Origin of the sequence: Aeromicrobium jepli, from assembly GCF_047246605.1 — a bacterium.
Lineage (GTDB): Bacteria > Actinomycetota > Actinomycetes > Propionibacteriales > Nocardioidaceae > Aeromicrobium.
Map to the genome: position 1 here is coordinate 38831 of NZ_JBFOKO010000007.1, position 14381 is coordinate 53211.

General features: G+C 72.1%; 16 protein-coding genes. 6 read left to right on the top strand and 10 right to left on the bottom strand.

The window, feature by feature from the left end:
• The first annotated feature begins 53 nt into the window (after positions 1-53).
• The gene (locus AB3M81_RS13675; protein ID WP_412904465.1) at positions 54-764 is read left to right on the top strand and encodes an IclR family transcriptional regulator; all 711 of its coding nucleotides are present in this window, start codon (positions 54-56) and stop codon (positions 762-764) included.
• Between the two features lies 1 nt (position 765).
• On the opposite strand, the gene AB3M81_RS13680 is transcribed toward AB3M81_RS13675, so the two are convergent.
• Positions 766-1605 (bottom strand): thioesterase family protein, encoded by an 840-nt coding sequence (locus AB3M81_RS13680; RefSeq protein ID WP_412904466.1) that lies wholly within the window; start codon positions 1603-1605, stop codon positions 766-768.
• Positions 1606-1678: 73 nt separating this feature from the next.
• Here AB3M81_RS13680 and AB3M81_RS13685 point away from each other — a divergent pair, with 73 nt between their 5' ends.
• Positions 1679-2638, top strand: a complete 960-nt coding sequence (locus AB3M81_RS13685) for a winged helix-turn-helix transcriptional regulator (protein ID WP_412904467.1) — start codon at positions 1679-1681, stop codon at positions 2636-2638.
• Positions 2639-2640: 2 nt separating this feature from the next.
• Here the strand turns inward: AB3M81_RS13685 and AB3M81_RS13690 are convergent, their stop codons facing one another.
• Entirely contained in the window at positions 2641-3102 is a 462-nt protein-coding gene (locus tag AB3M81_RS13690; protein WP_412904468.1) for a methylated-DNA--[protein]-cysteine S-methyltransferase, read from the bottom strand.
• Entirely contained in the window at positions 3099-3950 is an 852-nt protein-coding gene (locus AB3M81_RS13695) for a DNA-3-methyladenine glycosylase family protein (RefSeq protein ID WP_412904469.1), read from the bottom strand. The genes AB3M81_RS13690 and AB3M81_RS13695 overlap by 4 nt, the downstream gene beginning before the upstream one ends.
• Positions 3951-4337: 387 nt before the next feature.
• Between AB3M81_RS13695 and AB3M81_RS13700 the strand changes: the two genes are divergently transcribed.
• The 3 genes from AB3M81_RS13700 to AB3M81_RS13710 are packed head-to-tail and all read left to right on the top strand — an operon-like array spanning position 4338 to position 7013.
• Positions 4338-5438 carry an S-(hydroxymethyl)mycothiol dehydrogenase gene (locus AB3M81_RS13700; RefSeq protein ID WP_412904470.1) on the top strand — a complete coding sequence of 367 codons (1101 nt, stop codon included), beginning with the start codon at positions 4338-4340 and terminating at the stop codon, positions 5436-5438.
• A complete protein-coding gene (locus AB3M81_RS13705) occupies positions 5438-6046 on the top strand; it encodes an MBL fold metallo-hydrolase (RefSeq protein WP_412904471.1) in 609 nt (202 codons plus the stop codon). The genes AB3M81_RS13700 and AB3M81_RS13705 overlap by 1 nt, the downstream gene beginning before the upstream one ends.
• A 49-nt stretch (positions 6047-6095) precedes the next feature.
• Positions 6096-7013: a DMT family transporter gene (locus tag AB3M81_RS13710; protein ID WP_412904472.1), complete on the top strand. Its 918-nt coding sequence runs from the start codon at positions 6096-6098 to the stop codon at positions 7011-7013.
• Here the strand turns inward: AB3M81_RS13710 and AB3M81_RS13715 are convergent, their stop codons facing one another.
• The 6 genes from AB3M81_RS13715 to AB3M81_RS13740 are packed head-to-tail and all read right to left on the bottom strand — an operon-like array spanning position 7014 to position 12084.
• Entirely contained in the window at positions 7014-7526 is a 513-nt protein-coding gene (locus tag AB3M81_RS13715; RefSeq protein WP_412904473.1) for a flavin reductase family protein, read from the bottom strand. It abuts the gene before it with no gap.
• The gene (locus AB3M81_RS13720; protein WP_412904474.1) at positions 7523-8032 is read right to left on the bottom strand and encodes an NAD(P)H-dependent oxidoreductase; all 510 of its coding nucleotides are present in this window, start codon (positions 8030-8032) and stop codon (positions 7523-7525) included. The genes AB3M81_RS13715 and AB3M81_RS13720 overlap by 4 nt, the downstream gene beginning before the upstream one ends.
• Positions 8025-9374 carry an LLM class flavin-dependent oxidoreductase gene (locus tag AB3M81_RS13725; protein ID WP_412904475.1) on the bottom strand — a complete coding sequence of 450 codons (1350 nt, stop codon included), beginning with the start codon at positions 9372-9374 and terminating at the stop codon, positions 8025-8027. The genes AB3M81_RS13720 and AB3M81_RS13725 overlap by 8 nt, the downstream gene beginning before the upstream one ends.
• 17 nt (positions 9375-9391) lie before the next feature.
• Positions 9392-10234, bottom strand: a complete 843-nt coding sequence (locus AB3M81_RS13730) for an ABC transporter permease (protein WP_412904476.1) — start codon at positions 10232-10234, stop codon at positions 9392-9394.
• Positions 10227-11039, bottom strand: a complete 813-nt coding sequence (locus AB3M81_RS13735) for an ABC transporter ATP-binding protein (RefSeq protein ID WP_412904477.1) — start codon at positions 11037-11039, stop codon at positions 10227-10229. The genes AB3M81_RS13730 and AB3M81_RS13735 overlap by 8 nt, the downstream gene beginning before the upstream one ends.
• A gap of 10 nt (positions 11040-11049) precedes the next feature.
• Positions 11050-12084, bottom strand: coding sequence for an ABC transporter substrate-binding protein (locus AB3M81_RS13740; protein WP_412904478.1), 1035 nt, complete (start codon positions 12082-12084; stop codon positions 11050-11052).
• 152 nt (positions 12085-12236) lie between these two features.
• Between AB3M81_RS13740 and AB3M81_RS13745 the strand changes: the two genes are divergently transcribed.
• Positions 12237-13148, top strand: coding sequence for a LysR family transcriptional regulator (locus tag AB3M81_RS13745; RefSeq protein WP_412904479.1), 912 nt, complete (start codon positions 12237-12239; stop codon positions 13146-13148).
• On the opposite strand, the gene AB3M81_RS13750 is transcribed toward AB3M81_RS13745, so the two are convergent.
• Complete coding sequence (locus AB3M81_RS13750) at positions 13132-14343, bottom strand: Bcr/CflA family efflux MFS transporter (RefSeq protein WP_412904480.1); 1212 nt, start codon at positions 14341-14343, stop codon at positions 13132-13134. The genes AB3M81_RS13745 and AB3M81_RS13750 overlap by 17 nt on opposite strands.
• Between the last annotated feature and the right edge of the window lie 38 nt (positions 14344-14381).

The following is a 14381-nucleotide window of genomic DNA, read 5'->3' on the forward strand; positions in this document are numbered from 1 at the left end:
TTTCTCCAACTTCGGGGGTTGCGTCTCACAATGCGATACGGCAGTATCAAGACATGGACAACTCTAGCGGAGTCGGCGTTCTCGACAAAGCCGCCCTCGTTCTGGCGGCCCTGGAGCCGGGGCCGGCGACGCTGGCCGGGCTCGTCACGGCGACGGGCCTGGCGCGTCCCACCGCCCATCGTCTCGCGGTCGCCCTGGAGCATCATCGGCTGGTCGCGCGCGACATGCAAGGACGCTTCATCCTCGGGCCGCGGCTGTCCGAGTTGGCCGCCGCCGCCGGCGAGGACCGCCTGCTCGCCGCCGCCGGGCCCGTCCTGGCGCGCCTGCGCGACATCACCGGCGAGTCGGCCCAGCTGTTCCGTCGCCAGGGCGACCACCGCGTGTGCGTCGCCTCGGCCGACCGGCCCACCGGCCTGCGCGACTCGATCCCGGTCGGCAGCCAGCTGACGATGTCCGGCGGCTCCGCCGCACAGGTCCTGCTGGCCTGGGAGGACCCCGAGCGCATGAACAAGGGCCTCATGAAGGCCAACTTCTCCGCCGCCGAGCTGTCCGCCGTGCGCAAGCGCGGCTGGGCCCAGAGCGTCGCCGAGCGCGAGCAGGGCGTCGGCTCGGTCTCGGCCCCGGTCCGCTCCCCCAGCGGCAAGGTCGTCGCCGCGGTGTCGGTCTCGGGCCCGCTCGAGCGCCTCACCCGCCAGCCGGGTCGCATGCACGCGCCCGCCGTCGTCGCGGCCGCCGAGCGGCTCAGCCAGAACCTGCGCCGCTGACTTAGCGGGCCTCGACCAGCAGTGCCTGGGAGACGCGACCGATCGGCCCCTGCCCATCGTGAAGGACGGCGGTGCTCGTGCCGGCGCCCTCCGCGCCGATCCGCGATTCCGCGACCAGTCCCACCCAGTCGCCACGCGGCGGGGTGTGCACGTGGATCGTCACGTCGGTGTTGAGGAACGTCCAGTCCCGTGGGTCGACGCGCATGCCCACCCCGTTGGCGCAGTCGGCCACCATCGCGAGCCGCTCGAGATCGGTCGGGGACTCACCCTCCACGAGCGCCATCTCGGGGCGAGCCCATGCCGCCGTCGGGCCACCGCGCGCGCCGATCGGATCGCGCACGACCCAGGTGAGACCAGCGACGAAGCCACGGTTGAGCACCGAGGAGATCCGCTTCGCCGGGTCCTCCAGCTCCTCCGCCGTGACCGGCTCGAGCCGCTCGTCGGGCACATGGTGCGCGGGCCGCGTGTCGCTCGCGGCGAGGCGCCATGCTCGCGCGACCGCCACCACCGCGTGCTCGCCGCCCGGCCCTCGCTGGCACATCTGCGCCTCGAGCAGGCTCACCTTGCGCCCGCCCCGCGCGACGCGCGCGCTGACGGTCAGCTCGTCCATGACCACCGGGCGCAGGATCTCGACGGTGATCCGCGCGATGTGGCCCTCCAATTCGGTGGGCAGTCGGTCCATCGCCCGTGTGAGCAGCGCCGTGACCGGTCCGCCATGCTGCAGCCGGTCGTCCCACGGCCCGATCGATAGCGTCGTCGGCGCGAAGGTCTCGCCCCCATCGGCGGCGACCGAGAGCCGCTGGTAGCAACCGGTGGGGACTGACGACTCTTCCGTGGACACGCCCGCACCGTACTGCACCCGACGGACAGACAGACGTGCCCGCGCGACGCCGTGGCGGATCTAGGCTTCGGTCGTGACGATCTTGCACGGACTCGGGAACGCCGCCCCCGAGGACCGTTCGCAGCCGGCCAACGCGATCTCGCAGGGCTTCAGCATCCTGGGCGACGAGTGGACGCTGATGCTCCTGCGCCTCGCCCTGCTCGGCCGCACCCGCTATGTGGACTTCGCGGCCGCCCTGCCCATCTCGCACGCCGTCCTGACCAATCGACTCGCCAGCCTGGTCTCGTCAGGGCTGTTCGAGCGGCGTGAGTACCGGCAGCGGCCGACCCGCTCGGAATACGTGTTGACCCAGCGTGGCTGGACCACGTGGCCGATCCTCGTGGCGATCTGGAGCTGGGAGCGGCGCTGGGTCGCGGAGCACTCGTACGACACCCCACCGTTGCGTCACGCGGCGTGCGGCGAGGAGATCACGGCCGTCCTGGTCTGCTCGGCGTGCGGTGAGCCTGCCGGCGCTCTCGACGTCGAGAGCGCGTGGGGCCCCTCGGGCGGCTGGCGGCGCAGCGTGCCGGAGGCGACGACCCGGCGCCGCTCCCCCTCCCGCGGGATCGCCGTGGAACACAGCTTCTACCCCGACACGATGGCGATCATCGGCAACCGCTGGTCGTCCGCGCTCGTGGGCTCGGCGATGCTCGGGATCCGGCGCTTCTCGGACTTCGAGGCCGCACTCGGAGCGCCGCCCAGCCTGCTCTCGGGACGCCTCTCGCAACTGTGCGACCGCCACATCCTGACGCGGTCCACGGACAGCACCGGCCGCGCCGACTACCGGCTCACCGAGCGCGGGCGGGCGTTCTACCCGGTGCTCGTGGGCATCGCCCGCTGGGCGGAACGGTGGTTCGGTGTGCCCGAGGCCCCGGTGATGGAGTCCACGCACGTGTCGTGCGGGCAGCGATTCGATCCCAGGCTCTCGTGCAGCAACTGCCATCACCCCCTGAGCGCCGACTCGCTCGAGCTCGACCACCACCATCTCGCCTGAGCTCAGAACAGGCCGGGCTGCTCCAGCTCGAGAAGGGCGGTCTTGCGCTCGACCCCGCCGGCGTAGCCGGTCAGCTTGCCGTCGGATCCGACGACGCGGTGACAGGGCACGACGATGGGGATCGGGTTGGCGCCGTTGGCCGCGCCGACGGCCCGCGAGATGCCCGGCTCGTAGCCCAGGTCCGCCGCGATGCGCCCGTACGTGACGGTCTCGCCGTACGGGATCGTGCGCAGGTACGCCCAGACCTTCTTCTGGAACTCGGTTCCCTCGGCGGTGACGGGCAGGTCGAACTCGCGCCGCTCGCCGGCGAAGTACTCCGTGAGCTGGCGCTCGACCTCGTCGAGCAGCGGGTCCTCGACGCGGTCGCCGACGGGCTCGGCGTCGAACTCGATGCGGGTGAGCAGGCCGGCGTCGACATGCAGGCGCAGGCCGCCGATCGGCGAGTCGATCCAGCGTGTCTTCATGCGATCCTCCACAGGTGCAGTGAGGCGTACGACCGCCAGGGCCGCCACCGGTCGGTGCGCGTCCGGTCGAGTCCCTCGCGCGCGAGGACGCGGCGCAGCACGAGGTCGGTGTCGAGCAGGACGTCGGGGTGGCCGAGCGCCCGCATCGTGAAGTAGTCCGCCGTCCACGGCCCGATCCCCCGGATCGCGAGCAGTCCATGCCGCGCGGCCGCCCGGTCGGCGTCGGGACCGAGGTCGAGATCGCCGGTGGCGACGGCGTGCGCCACGGACAGGATCGCCCCGGCACGGCCGCGCGGCATGGCGAACTCCTCGGGCACGGCCTCGGCCAGCGACTCGGCCGTGGCGAAGGCATGGGTCAGCCCGTGCGCACGTGCGAGCGGCAGGTCGACCTCGATCCCGCGCGAGCGCGCGATCCGGCCGAGGATCGTGCGCGCCCCCGCGACCGAGACCTGCTGGCCGACGATGGCGCGCACGGCGACCTCGAACCCGTCCACCTGTCCCGGCAGCCGGATGCCGGGGACCTTGTCGACGAGGTGGGCCAGCAGCGGGTCGGCCGAGAGCGCCGCGTCGATGGCCTCGGGGTCGGCGTCGAGATCGAGCAGCCGCCGGCTGAGCCGGACGGCGAGGTCGACGTCACCCGGGTCCGTGAGCTCGTACCGGGCTGCCACCCGGTCGGCGTGCAGCGTCAGCTCCATCACCGCCGGGCCGTGCGGCAGCGCGAGGACGCGCGCGTACGTGCGGTCGCCGACGGCCTCGACGCCCTCGATCGCGCGTGGGCGCAGCCAGGCGAGCAGGCCGTCGCCGTCGAACGGCGGACGCACCTCGAGCTCGACCTCCACCGCCTCCATGGGTCCATCCTGTCCCACGCCACCGACAGTCATGCGATGTCGTCGGCCCGCTCGGGCGGGCCTCGCATCGTCTCGGCGGCACGCAGCAGCTGCCGCGTCCGTCCCGCGTCCTGGCGCAGCTCCCGACGGGGGCCCACGTGGCGGTGCTGGAGGCGTCCTCGGCGACGTGGGCCTGCGTTCGTTCGATCTCCTCGAGCCGCTCCGCGAGCGCCGCCGCGGTGGCGTCGCACGCGTGCCCACCACATAGGCTCATGTGTTCGAAGTTCAGCCCCTTTATCCCGTCATTCCACTCCTAAAATCACGCCCTCGGCCTACCGGGGACACCACCGCTCGCCACTGTCGGACCGGTCTGGCAGGCTCGAAGGAAGCCGAGTCAAGGAGGACACCGTGCAGCAGGTCAAGGGCGTCATCGCCCGCGCCAAGGGCGCACCCACCGAGCTGGTCACCATCAACATCCCCGACCCCGGGCCCGGTGAGGCCGTCGTGGCGATCCAGGCCTGCGGCGTCTGCCACACCGACCTGCACTACCGCGAGGGCGGCATCAACGACGAGTTCCCGTTCCTGCTCGGCCACGAGGCGGCCGGTGTCGTCGAGGCCGTCGGCGAGGGCGTCACCGAGGTGGCTCCCGGCGACTTCGTCGTGCTCAACTGGCGCGCGGTCTGCGGTGAGTGCCGCGCCTGCAAGCGCGGCGACCTGCAGTACTGCTTCAACACGCACAACGCCGAGCAGAGGATGACGCTCGAGGACGGCACCGAGCTGACTCCCGCGCTCGGCATCGGCGCGTTCGCCGAGAAGACGCTCGTGGCGGCCGGGCAGTGCACCAAGGTCGACGCCGGCGCCCGCGCCGCCGCGGCCGGACTGCTGGGCTGCGGCGTGATGGCCGGCATCGGCGCGGCGATCAACACCGGCGCCCTGACCCGCGGCCGATCCGCCGCCGTCATCGGCTGCGGCGGCGTCGGCGTCGCCGCGATCGCCGGGGCCGCGCTCGCGGGCGCCAGCCCGATCATCGCCGTCGACATCGACCCGGCCAAGCTCGAGGCGGCGAAGCGGATGGGCGCCACCCACACCGTCGACTCCTCGCAGTCCGACCCGGTGGAGGAGATCAAGCGCATCTGCGCCGAGACCTACGAGGGCGCCGAGGGCGCGGACGTGGTGATCGAGGCGGTCGGCCGCCCCGAGACGTGGAGGCAGGCGTTCTACGCCCGCGACCTCGCCGGCACGCTCGTCCTGGTCGGCGTCCCCACGCCCGACATGACGGTGCCCGACCTGCCCCTCATCGACGTGTTCGGCCGCGGCGGCGCCCTCAAGTCCAGCTGGTACGGCGACTGCCTGCCCAGCCGGGACTTCCCCATGCTCATCGACCTGTACCGCCAGGGCCGGCTCGACCTCGACGCGTTCGTCACCGAGGAGATCGGCATCGGGGACGTGGAGGCGGCGTTCGACAAGATGCACCACGGCGAGGTCCTGCGCTCGGTGGTGGTGCTCTGATGACCGCGCGCATCGACCACGAGGTCGTCTCCGGCACGTTCAGCCTCGACGGCGAGACCTTCGACGTCGACAACAACATCTGGGTCGTCGGCGACGACAGCCAGTGCGTCGTGATCGACGCGCCGCACGACGTCGACGCGATCATGGACGTGGTCGGCGACCGCACCGTGACCGCGATCGTGCTGACGCACGCGCACGACGACCACTGCCGAGTCGCGCCGGCCCTGCGCGAGCGGACCGGCGCGCCGATCTGGCTGCACCCCGACGAGCGGCCGCTGTGGGAGCTGACGCACCCGAGCGAGCAGTGGGACCACGACCTGACGGACGGCACCGAGATCACCGTCGGCGGCACGACGCTGCGCGCCCTGCACACGCCCGGCCACGCGCCGGGCGCCACGTGCCTGCTCGTCGACGACCTGGGCTGCGTCTTCACCGGCGACACGCTGTTCCACGGCGGACCGGGCGCGACCGGCCGGTCATACAGCGACGCCGACCTGATCCGCGAGTCCATCGGCGCCCGGCTGTTCACGCTGCCGCCGGAGACGATCGTCCACACCGGTCACGGCGAGGACACCACCATCGGGGCTGAGGCCAGCCGCCAGGGCTGACTCCCATGGCGTGATCTCGAGGCACCGGGCCGGCCTCTAGTCTGAGCGCGTGAGTTCACGCCTCGGACTGCTGCAGGTCTGCGCGGCGGGCGTGCTGTGGGGCACGGGCGGCCTCGTCGTCACGGTGCTGCACGAGCGCGACGGCGTGGGCGCGATGACCGTCAGCGCGTGGCGCATGCTGCTCGCGGCGGTCGCGCTCATCGCCTTCGTGCTGCTGACGCGCCGCTGGGCCTCCGTCCGCCGGACGCTGCGCGAGCACCCGCTCGTGGCGGTCACGGTCGGCTGCGGCACGGCGATCTACCAGGGCCTGTACTTCGTGTCGGTGCTCATGGCGGGCGTCAGCGTCGCCACCGTCGTCTCCCTCGGGCTGGCTCCCGTGCTGGCGGCGGCGTGGGAGCACGCGCGGGCGGGCACCCGTCCCACGCCGCGCGACCTCGCCGTCCTGGCGGCCGCCCTCGTGGGGCTCGTGCTCATCAGCGTGACCGCCCAGCACGGGACCTCCGCTCCGAGCGACCGACCCGTGCTGGGCCTCGTGCTGGCCGTCGCCGCGGGCGCCACGTACGCGGCGACCACCGTGCTGGGCCACACGCTCGCCCAGCACGTCGACCCGGTCGCCCTGACGACGTGCGCCACGAGCGCGGGTGCGGTGCTGCTGGCACCCTTCCTCGTCGTCGCCGCGGTGGCCGGAGAGCCGGTCGCGGGCACGTCGCCCGGCTCGCTCGCCCTGCTGCTCTACCTCGGCGTCGCCACGATGGCCCTGTCGTACGGCCTGCTCTACGCGGGCCTGCGGACCACCTCCGGGTCGGCGGCCACCGTCGCGACCCTCGTCGAGCCGATCTCGGCCGCCGCCCTCGCCGCGGTCCTGCTGGGCGAGCGCATCGGCGCCTGGGGACTGCTGGGCGGCGCGCTCATCCTCGCGGCCGTGGTGGGGTTGCGCCCCGAGGAGGAGCGCCCGGTCCCCGCGTAGTCAGAACGTCCCCGCCGCGGCCATCTGGCCGAACACGCTGCGGTGGAACAGCAGCGGTCCCCCGTCCGACCGATGGTCCACGGCGTGCAGTTCGAGCAGCACGAGGATGTGGTCGCCCGCCTCGACCTCGCGGTGGATCGTGGTGTCGAACGTGGCCATGCCGTCGTCGATGAAGATCGCCCCCTCGGGACTCGTGCTGAGCGCCACGTCGGTGAACCGCTGCTCGACGGGGCCTGCGAGCCGGCGGCACAGCGGACCGTGGTGACTGGCCAGCACCGTCACCCCGAGCCGCTGCGCGCGGCGCAGGTCGGGCCACGTCTTGGACGTCGCCGCCAGGTTGATCGACACCAGCGGCGGGTCGAGGCTCACGCTCGTGAAGCTGCTGGCCGCGAGGCCGACGGGCACCCCGTCGACCTCGGCGGCCACGGCCACGACGCCCGAGGGAAAGTTCCCGAAGGCCTCGCGCAGGCGGACCGGATCGAGGTCCTGGTTCGTGGGGAAGTGCGCGGTCATGCCGCCGCCCGCACCAGCGAGTGGACGATCGGCCGCGTCGTCTCGAGCCACGGCTCGTACGCGGCCGGGTCGTCGTACTGCGAGTCCAGGACGAAGAGCCCGCGCCCGGGCACGGTCGCGCCGAGCTCGGTCAGGACGGGCCGCAGCGTCAGCTCGGGCGCCAGCGCGTGCCCCGGCCCGGCGCCGAGCAGCAGCGGCACCGCGAGGCCCCGCAGTCCCGTGCCGCCGGCGAACCGGTCGAGGAACAGCTTGAGCAGTCCCGTGTAGGTGCCCTTGTAGGTCGGCGAGGCCACGACGACGAGGTCCGCTCCCCCGACCTTCGCGACGAGCTCGGTCACCTCGGCCGAGCCCCAGTCGAGCAGCGATGCGCCCAGCGTGGCGAGGTCCACGACGAGGCCGGGCTCGCCACCGGACAGCTCACGGGCGACGTGCGTGGCGGCCGTCAGCGTGCGCGACGCCGGCTTCGGATTGCCGACGACGACGGCGGTGCGGATCGACTCAGACAACGCGTGCTCCTTCCACGGACCCGGAGTACAGCGACTCCGGACGGCTCAGGCCGAAGTGGTCGCGCAAGGTGGTGCCGGTGTACTCGGTGCGGAACAGGCCCCGGTCCTGCAGGATCGGCACGACCTTCGTCGTGAACTCCCGCAGCAGCTGCGGGTACAGCGGCGGCATGACGTTGAAGCCGTCGGCCGCACCGTTCTCGAACCACGCGGTGATGACGTCGGCGACCTGGGTGGGCGTGCCGGCCACGACGTTGTGGCCGCGGGCGCCCGCGAGGCGGTGCAGCAGCTCGCGCAGCGTCGGGCGGTCGCGCTCGACGATGTTCGCGATGACCTGCAGGCGGCTGCGGTTGTTGTCGAGCACGTTGCCCGCCTCGCCGAAGACCTCGCGCGGGACCGGCCGGTCCAGTTCGAGGTGGGCCAGCGAGACGCCGGCGAGTCCCTCGAGCTGCGCGATGCCGTACGCCGGGACCGTCAGGGAGTTGACGTAGCGCTGCAGCTCCTCGGCCTCGGCCTGCGTGTCGGCGATGAACGGGCTGATGCCGGGCAGGATCTTCACGTCGTCGGCGGAGCGGCCGAACGAGACGGCGCGCTGCTTGATGTCGGCGTAGAAGGCCTGGGCGTCCTCGATCGTCTGGTGCGCCGTGAAGATCGCCTCGGCGTTGCGGCCGGCGAAGGCGCGGCCGTCGTTGGACGACCCGGCCTGCACGTAGACCGGCCGGCCCTGCGGCGAGCGCGGGGCGGCGAGGGCGCCCTCGACCTGGAAGTGCGTGCCCACGTGGTTGATCGGGTGGACCTTGGACTGGTCGTAGTACACGCCGGCCTCGCGGTCGACGAGGATCGCGTCGTCCTCCCAGCTGTCCCACAGCTTGGTGACGACGTCGAGGAACTCCTGGGCGCGCTGGTAGCGCTCGGACGCGCTCGGCAGCTGCGTGAGGCCGAAGTTCCTCGCGACCGCCTCGGACTGCGTCGTGACGATGTTCCAGCCCGCTCGGCCCCTCGACAGGATGTCGAGCGACGAGAACAGCCGGGCCAGGTTGTACGGGTCGTAGAAGGTCGTCGAGGCCGTCGCGATCAGGCCGATGCGCTCGGTCTTCGCCGCGATGGCGGCCAGCCGCGTGATGGGCTCGATGTGCGCCGGCGGCCGGTAGGCGGTGGCGCCCCACAGGCCGGGTCCGTCGGCGAAGAAGACGGCGTCGAGCTTGGCGGCCTCGGCGATCTGGGCGTTCTCGGTCACGAAGTCGATGTCGTACACGCGCTCGGCGGCTGAGTCGGGGTGGCGCCACGAGGCCTCGTGGTGGCCGGTGTCGTGGAGGAAGGCGTTGAGGCTGAGCTGGCGGGTCATGGTGGTCTCCTTGGAGGTCAGGCGGCACGCCACTTGCTGAAGCGGCGTTCGAGGGCGACGAGTCCGTAGTTGACGGCCACGCCGATGAGCGAGGTGGTGAGGATGGCGGCGTACATCTTCGGGATCAGGAAGTTGTACTGCGCGTAGTTGATGAGGAAGCCCAGTCCGGCCTCGGCGCCGATCATCTCGGCGGCGATGAGGACGAGGATCGCGGCGGCGCCCGAGATCCGGATACCGGTGAAGATCGTCGGCACGGCGGCCGGGAACGCGACCTTGCGGAACGTCTGGATCGGCGACAGTCCCAGCACGCGCGCCGACCGCAGCAGCTGCGGGTCGACGCTGGCGACGCCGGCGATCGTCGACAGCAGGATCGGGAAGAAGCACGCGTACAGCACGATCGCGACCTTCGAGGTCTCCCCGAGCCCGAGGATCAGGATGAACACGGGCAGGATCGCCAGCGCCGCGGTGTTGCGGAACAGCTCCAGCGTCGGTGTGAAGAACTCCCGGACGGGCCGGTACCAGGCGATCGCGGCCCCGAGCGGGATCGCGAGGGCGATGGCCAGGGCGAATCCGATGACCGACCGCTTGAGGCTCGCCGACACGTGGCGCCACAGCTCGCCGTCGAGGACCATCCCCCACCACTCCTGCAGCACGACGTGCAGCGGCGGGATGGAGTAGGCGTCGACGATCCCGAGGCGGGGCGCGAGCTCCCACACGGCGGCGAGGGCGACGAGGCCCGCGGCGCCGCGCGTGACCGTGAGGGTCCTGGTGCGGCGCAGGGAGACGCCCTTGGCCTTCGCGGCCTCCTCCTGGCGGGGGTTGGGGCGGGCCTGCGTCTTCTCGCTGAGCAGGTCAGACATGGGCCAGCTCCTTCACGGCGGACCTCTGGCGCAGCAGCGACCAGATGTGGTGGCGGTACTCGGCGAACTCGGGCGTCGCCCGGACGTCGACGTCCTCGGCGCGGGAGCGGTCGAGGTCGATCGTGACGATCTCCTTGATCCGGCCCGGGCGCCCCGACATGACGGCGACGCGCTGCCCCAGGAACACGGCCTCCTCGATGTCGTGCGTGATGAACACGACCGTGGTGCCCGTGTGCTCCCAGATGCGGACGAGCTCCTCCTGCAGGCGCTCGCGGGTCTGCGCGTCGAGGGCGCCGAACGGCTCGTCCATCAGCAGGACCTGCGGCTGGTACGAGAGGCTGCGCGCGATGGCCACGCGCTGCTTCATGCCACCGGAGAGCTCGTGCGGATAGCGGTTCGCGAACTCGCCCAGGCCGACGAGGTCGAGGTACTCGCGCGCCCGCTGGGCCCGCTCGGACCGCGACAGGCCGCCCTTGGCCTCGAGTGCGAACTCGATGTTGGCCTGCGCCGAGCGCCACGGCAGCAGCGTGTACTGCTGGAACACGACGCTGCGGTCCAGTCCCGGCCCCGTGATGGGCGTGCCGTCGATCGTGAGGGATCCCGACGTCGGCGACGCCAGGCCCGAGATCAGGTCCAGCACGGTCGACTTGCCGCAGCCGGACGGCCCGACCAGCGTCAGGAACTCGCCCGCCCGGATGTCCAGGTCGAGTCCGTCCAGCGCGACGAACTCGCGCAGCCTCTTGTCCTCGTCGCCACGGACCCAGAAGGTCTGGCCGACGTTCCTCAGCTCGATGCGTGAACTCATGGCTGCCTCCTCAGGCGTTCGGGTTGAGCTCGTTGGTGTAGACGTCGGAGACCTTGACGTCCTTGGCGTCGATGTCGCCGCGGCTGTCGAGCCAGTCGACCCACCGCTGGATGTCCTCGTCGTGGATGACGGGCTTGGGGTCGACGCCGAGCGTGCCGGGGAAGTTCGTCTCGATGGCCTCGATGTAGTCGCCGTAGCCCTCCTTCTCCAGGTATGGGAAGTAGACGTCGAAGATCTCCTGCTTCGAGTGCGTCTCGATGAACTCGATCGCCGCGGCGACGCCCTCGACGAGCTGGCGCGACGTCTTCGGGTTCTTCTCGATGAACTCGGTGCGCAGCGTCAGTCCGCCGCCGGCGTAGGGCTCGCCGACGACGTCGACGTCCGTCACGAGCGTGCGCAGCGGGTACTGCTGCTCGGTCTGCTTCTTCGACTGGAAGCTCAGGACCGCGGCGTCGACCTTGCCGCTGCCGAGCGCCTCGGGCGTGTTCAGCGGCGGCAGCGGGACGAGCGTGATCCTCTCCTGCTCGGCGTCACTGAGGCCCTGCTGGTCGAACCAGGTGTCCAGCACGGCCTCCTGGTTCGCGCCGAGCGTGTTGACCGCGATCTTCTTGCCCACGAGGTCGCGTGCCGTCCTGATCGAGGACTTCTCCAGGACCGCGAGGCTGGAGTTGGTGGTCTCGTTGGAGCCGTAGAACGGGATGACCGCCTTGATCGGCGCGCCCGTCGCGACCAGCTGGGCGATCGCGCCGTAGAAGGCCGATCCGCCGATGTCGGTCTGGTTCGACACGAGCGCCTGGAGGGCCTGCGGCCCGCCGGTGATGTCGCCCACGCGCTTGAGGGTCAGCCCCTCGAACTCGCCCAGGGCGTCGGCCAGCAGGAAGGCGTCGACCGCGCCGGCGTAGCTCTGGTAGCGGATCGTCGTCACCTCCTTGCCGTCGTCGGCGCCGGCACTGCCACAGGCGCTCAGCCCGCTCGCGGCGGTCATCGCGGCGGCGGCGACGACCAGGGCCCGGCTCAGGCGTTGGCGGATGCTCAGGTGCTTCATGGGAGTGCCTTGTCTCGTGGTGGGTGTGCGTTCCTTCGAGCCACGAACCTAGGGACGGCGCACCGGCCCTCCCGGCGGTCTCACGAGGCGGGAGATCGGGTGAGAGGCGGTGCCGATCACATACTGTCGCCGTCGTCGACCGGGAGGATCACATGCGACTGGAGCAGCTCGAGTACGTCCGTGCCGTCAGCGAGCACGGGTCGCTGCGCCGTGCCGGCGAGCACCTGCACGTCTCGCAGCCGGCGCTGAGCGAGGCGATCACGAAGCTCGAGCACGAGCTCGGCGTGAGCCTGCTCGACCGCCACCGCTCGGGCACGCGCATCAACGAGACCGGCCGCGAGCTGCTGCCGAGGATCGTCGAGGTGCTCGATGCGAGCGAGCGGCTCCGTGCGGCTGCGCGCGGCGAGTCGCGGTTCCACCGCCCCACCCGGATCGGCAGCGTCTACTTCGGCGTCACGGCGGTCGTGCTGCCGGCCATGCGCTCGCAGGAGGTCGACGATGAGCACACCGCCGTCGACCTGCGTCAGATGCGGCACGAGGAGGTCCAGAACGCGCTGCGCGACGGATCGATCGACATCGGCCTGGTCACGCTGCTGCCGGGCGACGACACCCATCCCGACCTGGTCGCGACCGAGCTCGTGAACGGCCGTCCGGTGGCGCTGCTCCCCGCGGACCACGCGCTGGCGGCGAAGGCGTCGGTGACGATCGACGAGCTGCGCCAGGAGGTCTACGTGGGTGCCCGCACGGGCTACCTCATGCACCGCGTCGCGTACCGCGTCTTCGGTGACTCGCCGCCGCTGAAGTGGCACACGGCGGACAGCGCCGACGTGTGCCGGCGCATGGTCTCGTCGGGCCTGGGCGTCGCGCTCATGCCCGACTTCACGCTCGTGGACGACCCGCTGGAGGCGGCGGGGACGCTCGTCGTGCGGCCGCTGCAGGACGAGGACACGGTGATCCGGATGGTGATGCTCCGCCGGCGCGGCGCGCGCCCGACGCCGGCGGCCCAGGCGCTCTTCGAGCACCTGCAGCACCACGCCGCGCGGCACGTCACCGCCGCGACCTGACCCCCAGCGCGAAGACCGTGGCCGCGAGCGCCACGATCGCGGTCATCACGGCCGCCATGACGACCTCGGGACGGTCCTCGGACAGCAGCCCCGAGACGGGCGTGACGGCCGCGCTGATCGAGAACATCATGAAGCCGAGCATCGCCGAGCCGGCGCCGTTGAGCCCGCGGGCGTGCTGCATCGCCAGGCCCATGGCGTTGCTCATGACGAGGTTCGCGGCGAACACCTGCAGCACGACCGGGCCCACGAGCAGCAGCGGCCACGGCGACAGCGCCGCCGCGATCATCAGCAGGCCCGCCACCAGCCCGCCGGCGAGCCCCGCGGCCATCGTGCGCGTCGGCGGGACACCCACGCGCGCGAGTCGCGCCGAGACGAGCCCCGCCGCCACCATCCCGAGGGCGTTGCCCGCCACCGCGATGCCGTACACGAGCGGCGAGAGCCCGAGCACCTCCTGGTAGACGAACGGCGAGGACGCCACGAAGCACATCACGGCGCCGACGCTGAGCCCCACGGTGGCGGCGTGGACGAGGAAGGGCCGGCGCCGCATGACGCGCACGAGGTCGACGTAGGACAGCCGCGCCACGCGGGCCGCCGGCGGCAGGGTCTCGCGGACCAGCACGACGGCGGCCAGCAGCTGCACGGCGACGATGCCGGCGAAGACGCCGAGGACGGCCCGCCAGGGCAGCACGGTCGCCAGCAGGCCGCCCAGCAGCGGCGCCGCCACGGGCGTCGCGGCGTGCACCGTCATGAGCAGCGCGAGCGCCCGGACCCCTTCGCGTCCCGGCGCCAGGTCCGACACCATCGCGCGCACCACGACCATCCCGGCGGAGGCGGCGAGCGCCTGCGCGAACCGCGCCGCGACGAGCGCCTCGATCGTCGGCGCCAGCACCACCACGACCGACGCCACCAGCGTCAGCGACGTGCTCACCACGAGCGGAGTCCGGCGACCGAAGCGGTCCGAGATCGGTCCCCAGACCGGCTGGCCGATCGCGACGCCCGCGACGTACGCGGTCAGCGTGAGCTGCACGCCAGCCGCCGACGCGCCGAGGTCCGCCTCGATCGCAGGGAAGCTGGCGAGGTACAGGTCGATCGCCAGCGGCGACGCCGCCGCCATGAACGCGTAGAGCACCAGCCGTCGTGCTGAGAGGGCTGTCCTGGTCGGGGGCGGCGCGGTGGCCGTGGCCGTCGTGGTCATGTCTGCACTCAGTGCGCACGGGCGGCCTCGGCATTCCC

What these genes read in the sequence shown, in the direction of transcription:
- AB3M81_RS13675 (WP_412904465.1), top strand. Translation starts at nt 54, where the DNA reads ATGGACAACTCTAGCGGAGTCGGCGTTCTCGACAAAGCCGCCCTCGTT.
- AB3M81_RS13690 (WP_412904468.1), bottom strand. Translation starts at nt 3,102, where the DNA reads ATGAAGACACGCTGGATCGACTCGCCGATCGGCGGCCTGCGCCTGCAT.
- AB3M81_RS13695 (WP_412904469.1), bottom strand. Translation starts at nt 3,950, where the DNA reads ATGGAGGCGGTGGAGGTCGAGCTCGAGGTGCGTCCGCCGTTCGACGGC.
- AB3M81_RS13705 (WP_412904471.1), top strand. Translation starts at nt 5,438, where the DNA reads ATGACCGCGCGCATCGACCACGAGGTCGTCTCCGGCACGTTCAGCCTC.
- AB3M81_RS13715 (WP_412904473.1), bottom strand. Translation starts at nt 7,526, where the DNA reads ATGACCGCGCACTTCCCCACGAACCAGGACCTCGATCCGGTCCGCCTG.
- AB3M81_RS13725 (WP_412904475.1), bottom strand. Translation starts at nt 9,374, where the DNA reads ATGACCCGCCAGCTCAGCCTCAACGCCTTCCTCCACGACACCGGCCAC.
- AB3M81_RS13730 (WP_412904476.1), bottom strand. Translation starts at nt 10,234, where the DNA reads ATGTCTGACCTGCTCAGCGAGAAGACGCAGGCCCGCCCCAACCCCCGC.
- AB3M81_RS13735 (WP_412904477.1), bottom strand. Translation starts at nt 11,039, where the DNA reads ATGAGTTCACGCATCGAGCTGAGGAACGTCGGCCAGACCTTCTGGGTC.
- AB3M81_RS13740 (WP_412904478.1), bottom strand. Translation starts at nt 12,084, where the DNA reads ATGAAGCACCTGAGCATCCGCCAACGCCTGAGCCGGGCCCTGGTCGTC.
- AB3M81_RS13745 (WP_412904479.1), top strand. Translation starts at nt 12,237, where the DNA reads ATGCGACTGGAGCAGCTCGAGTACGTCCGTGCCGTCAGCGAGCACGGG.
- AB3M81_RS13750 (WP_412904480.1), bottom strand. Translation starts at nt 14,343, where the DNA reads ATGACCACGACGGCCACGGCCACCGCGCCGCCCCCGACCAGGACAGCC.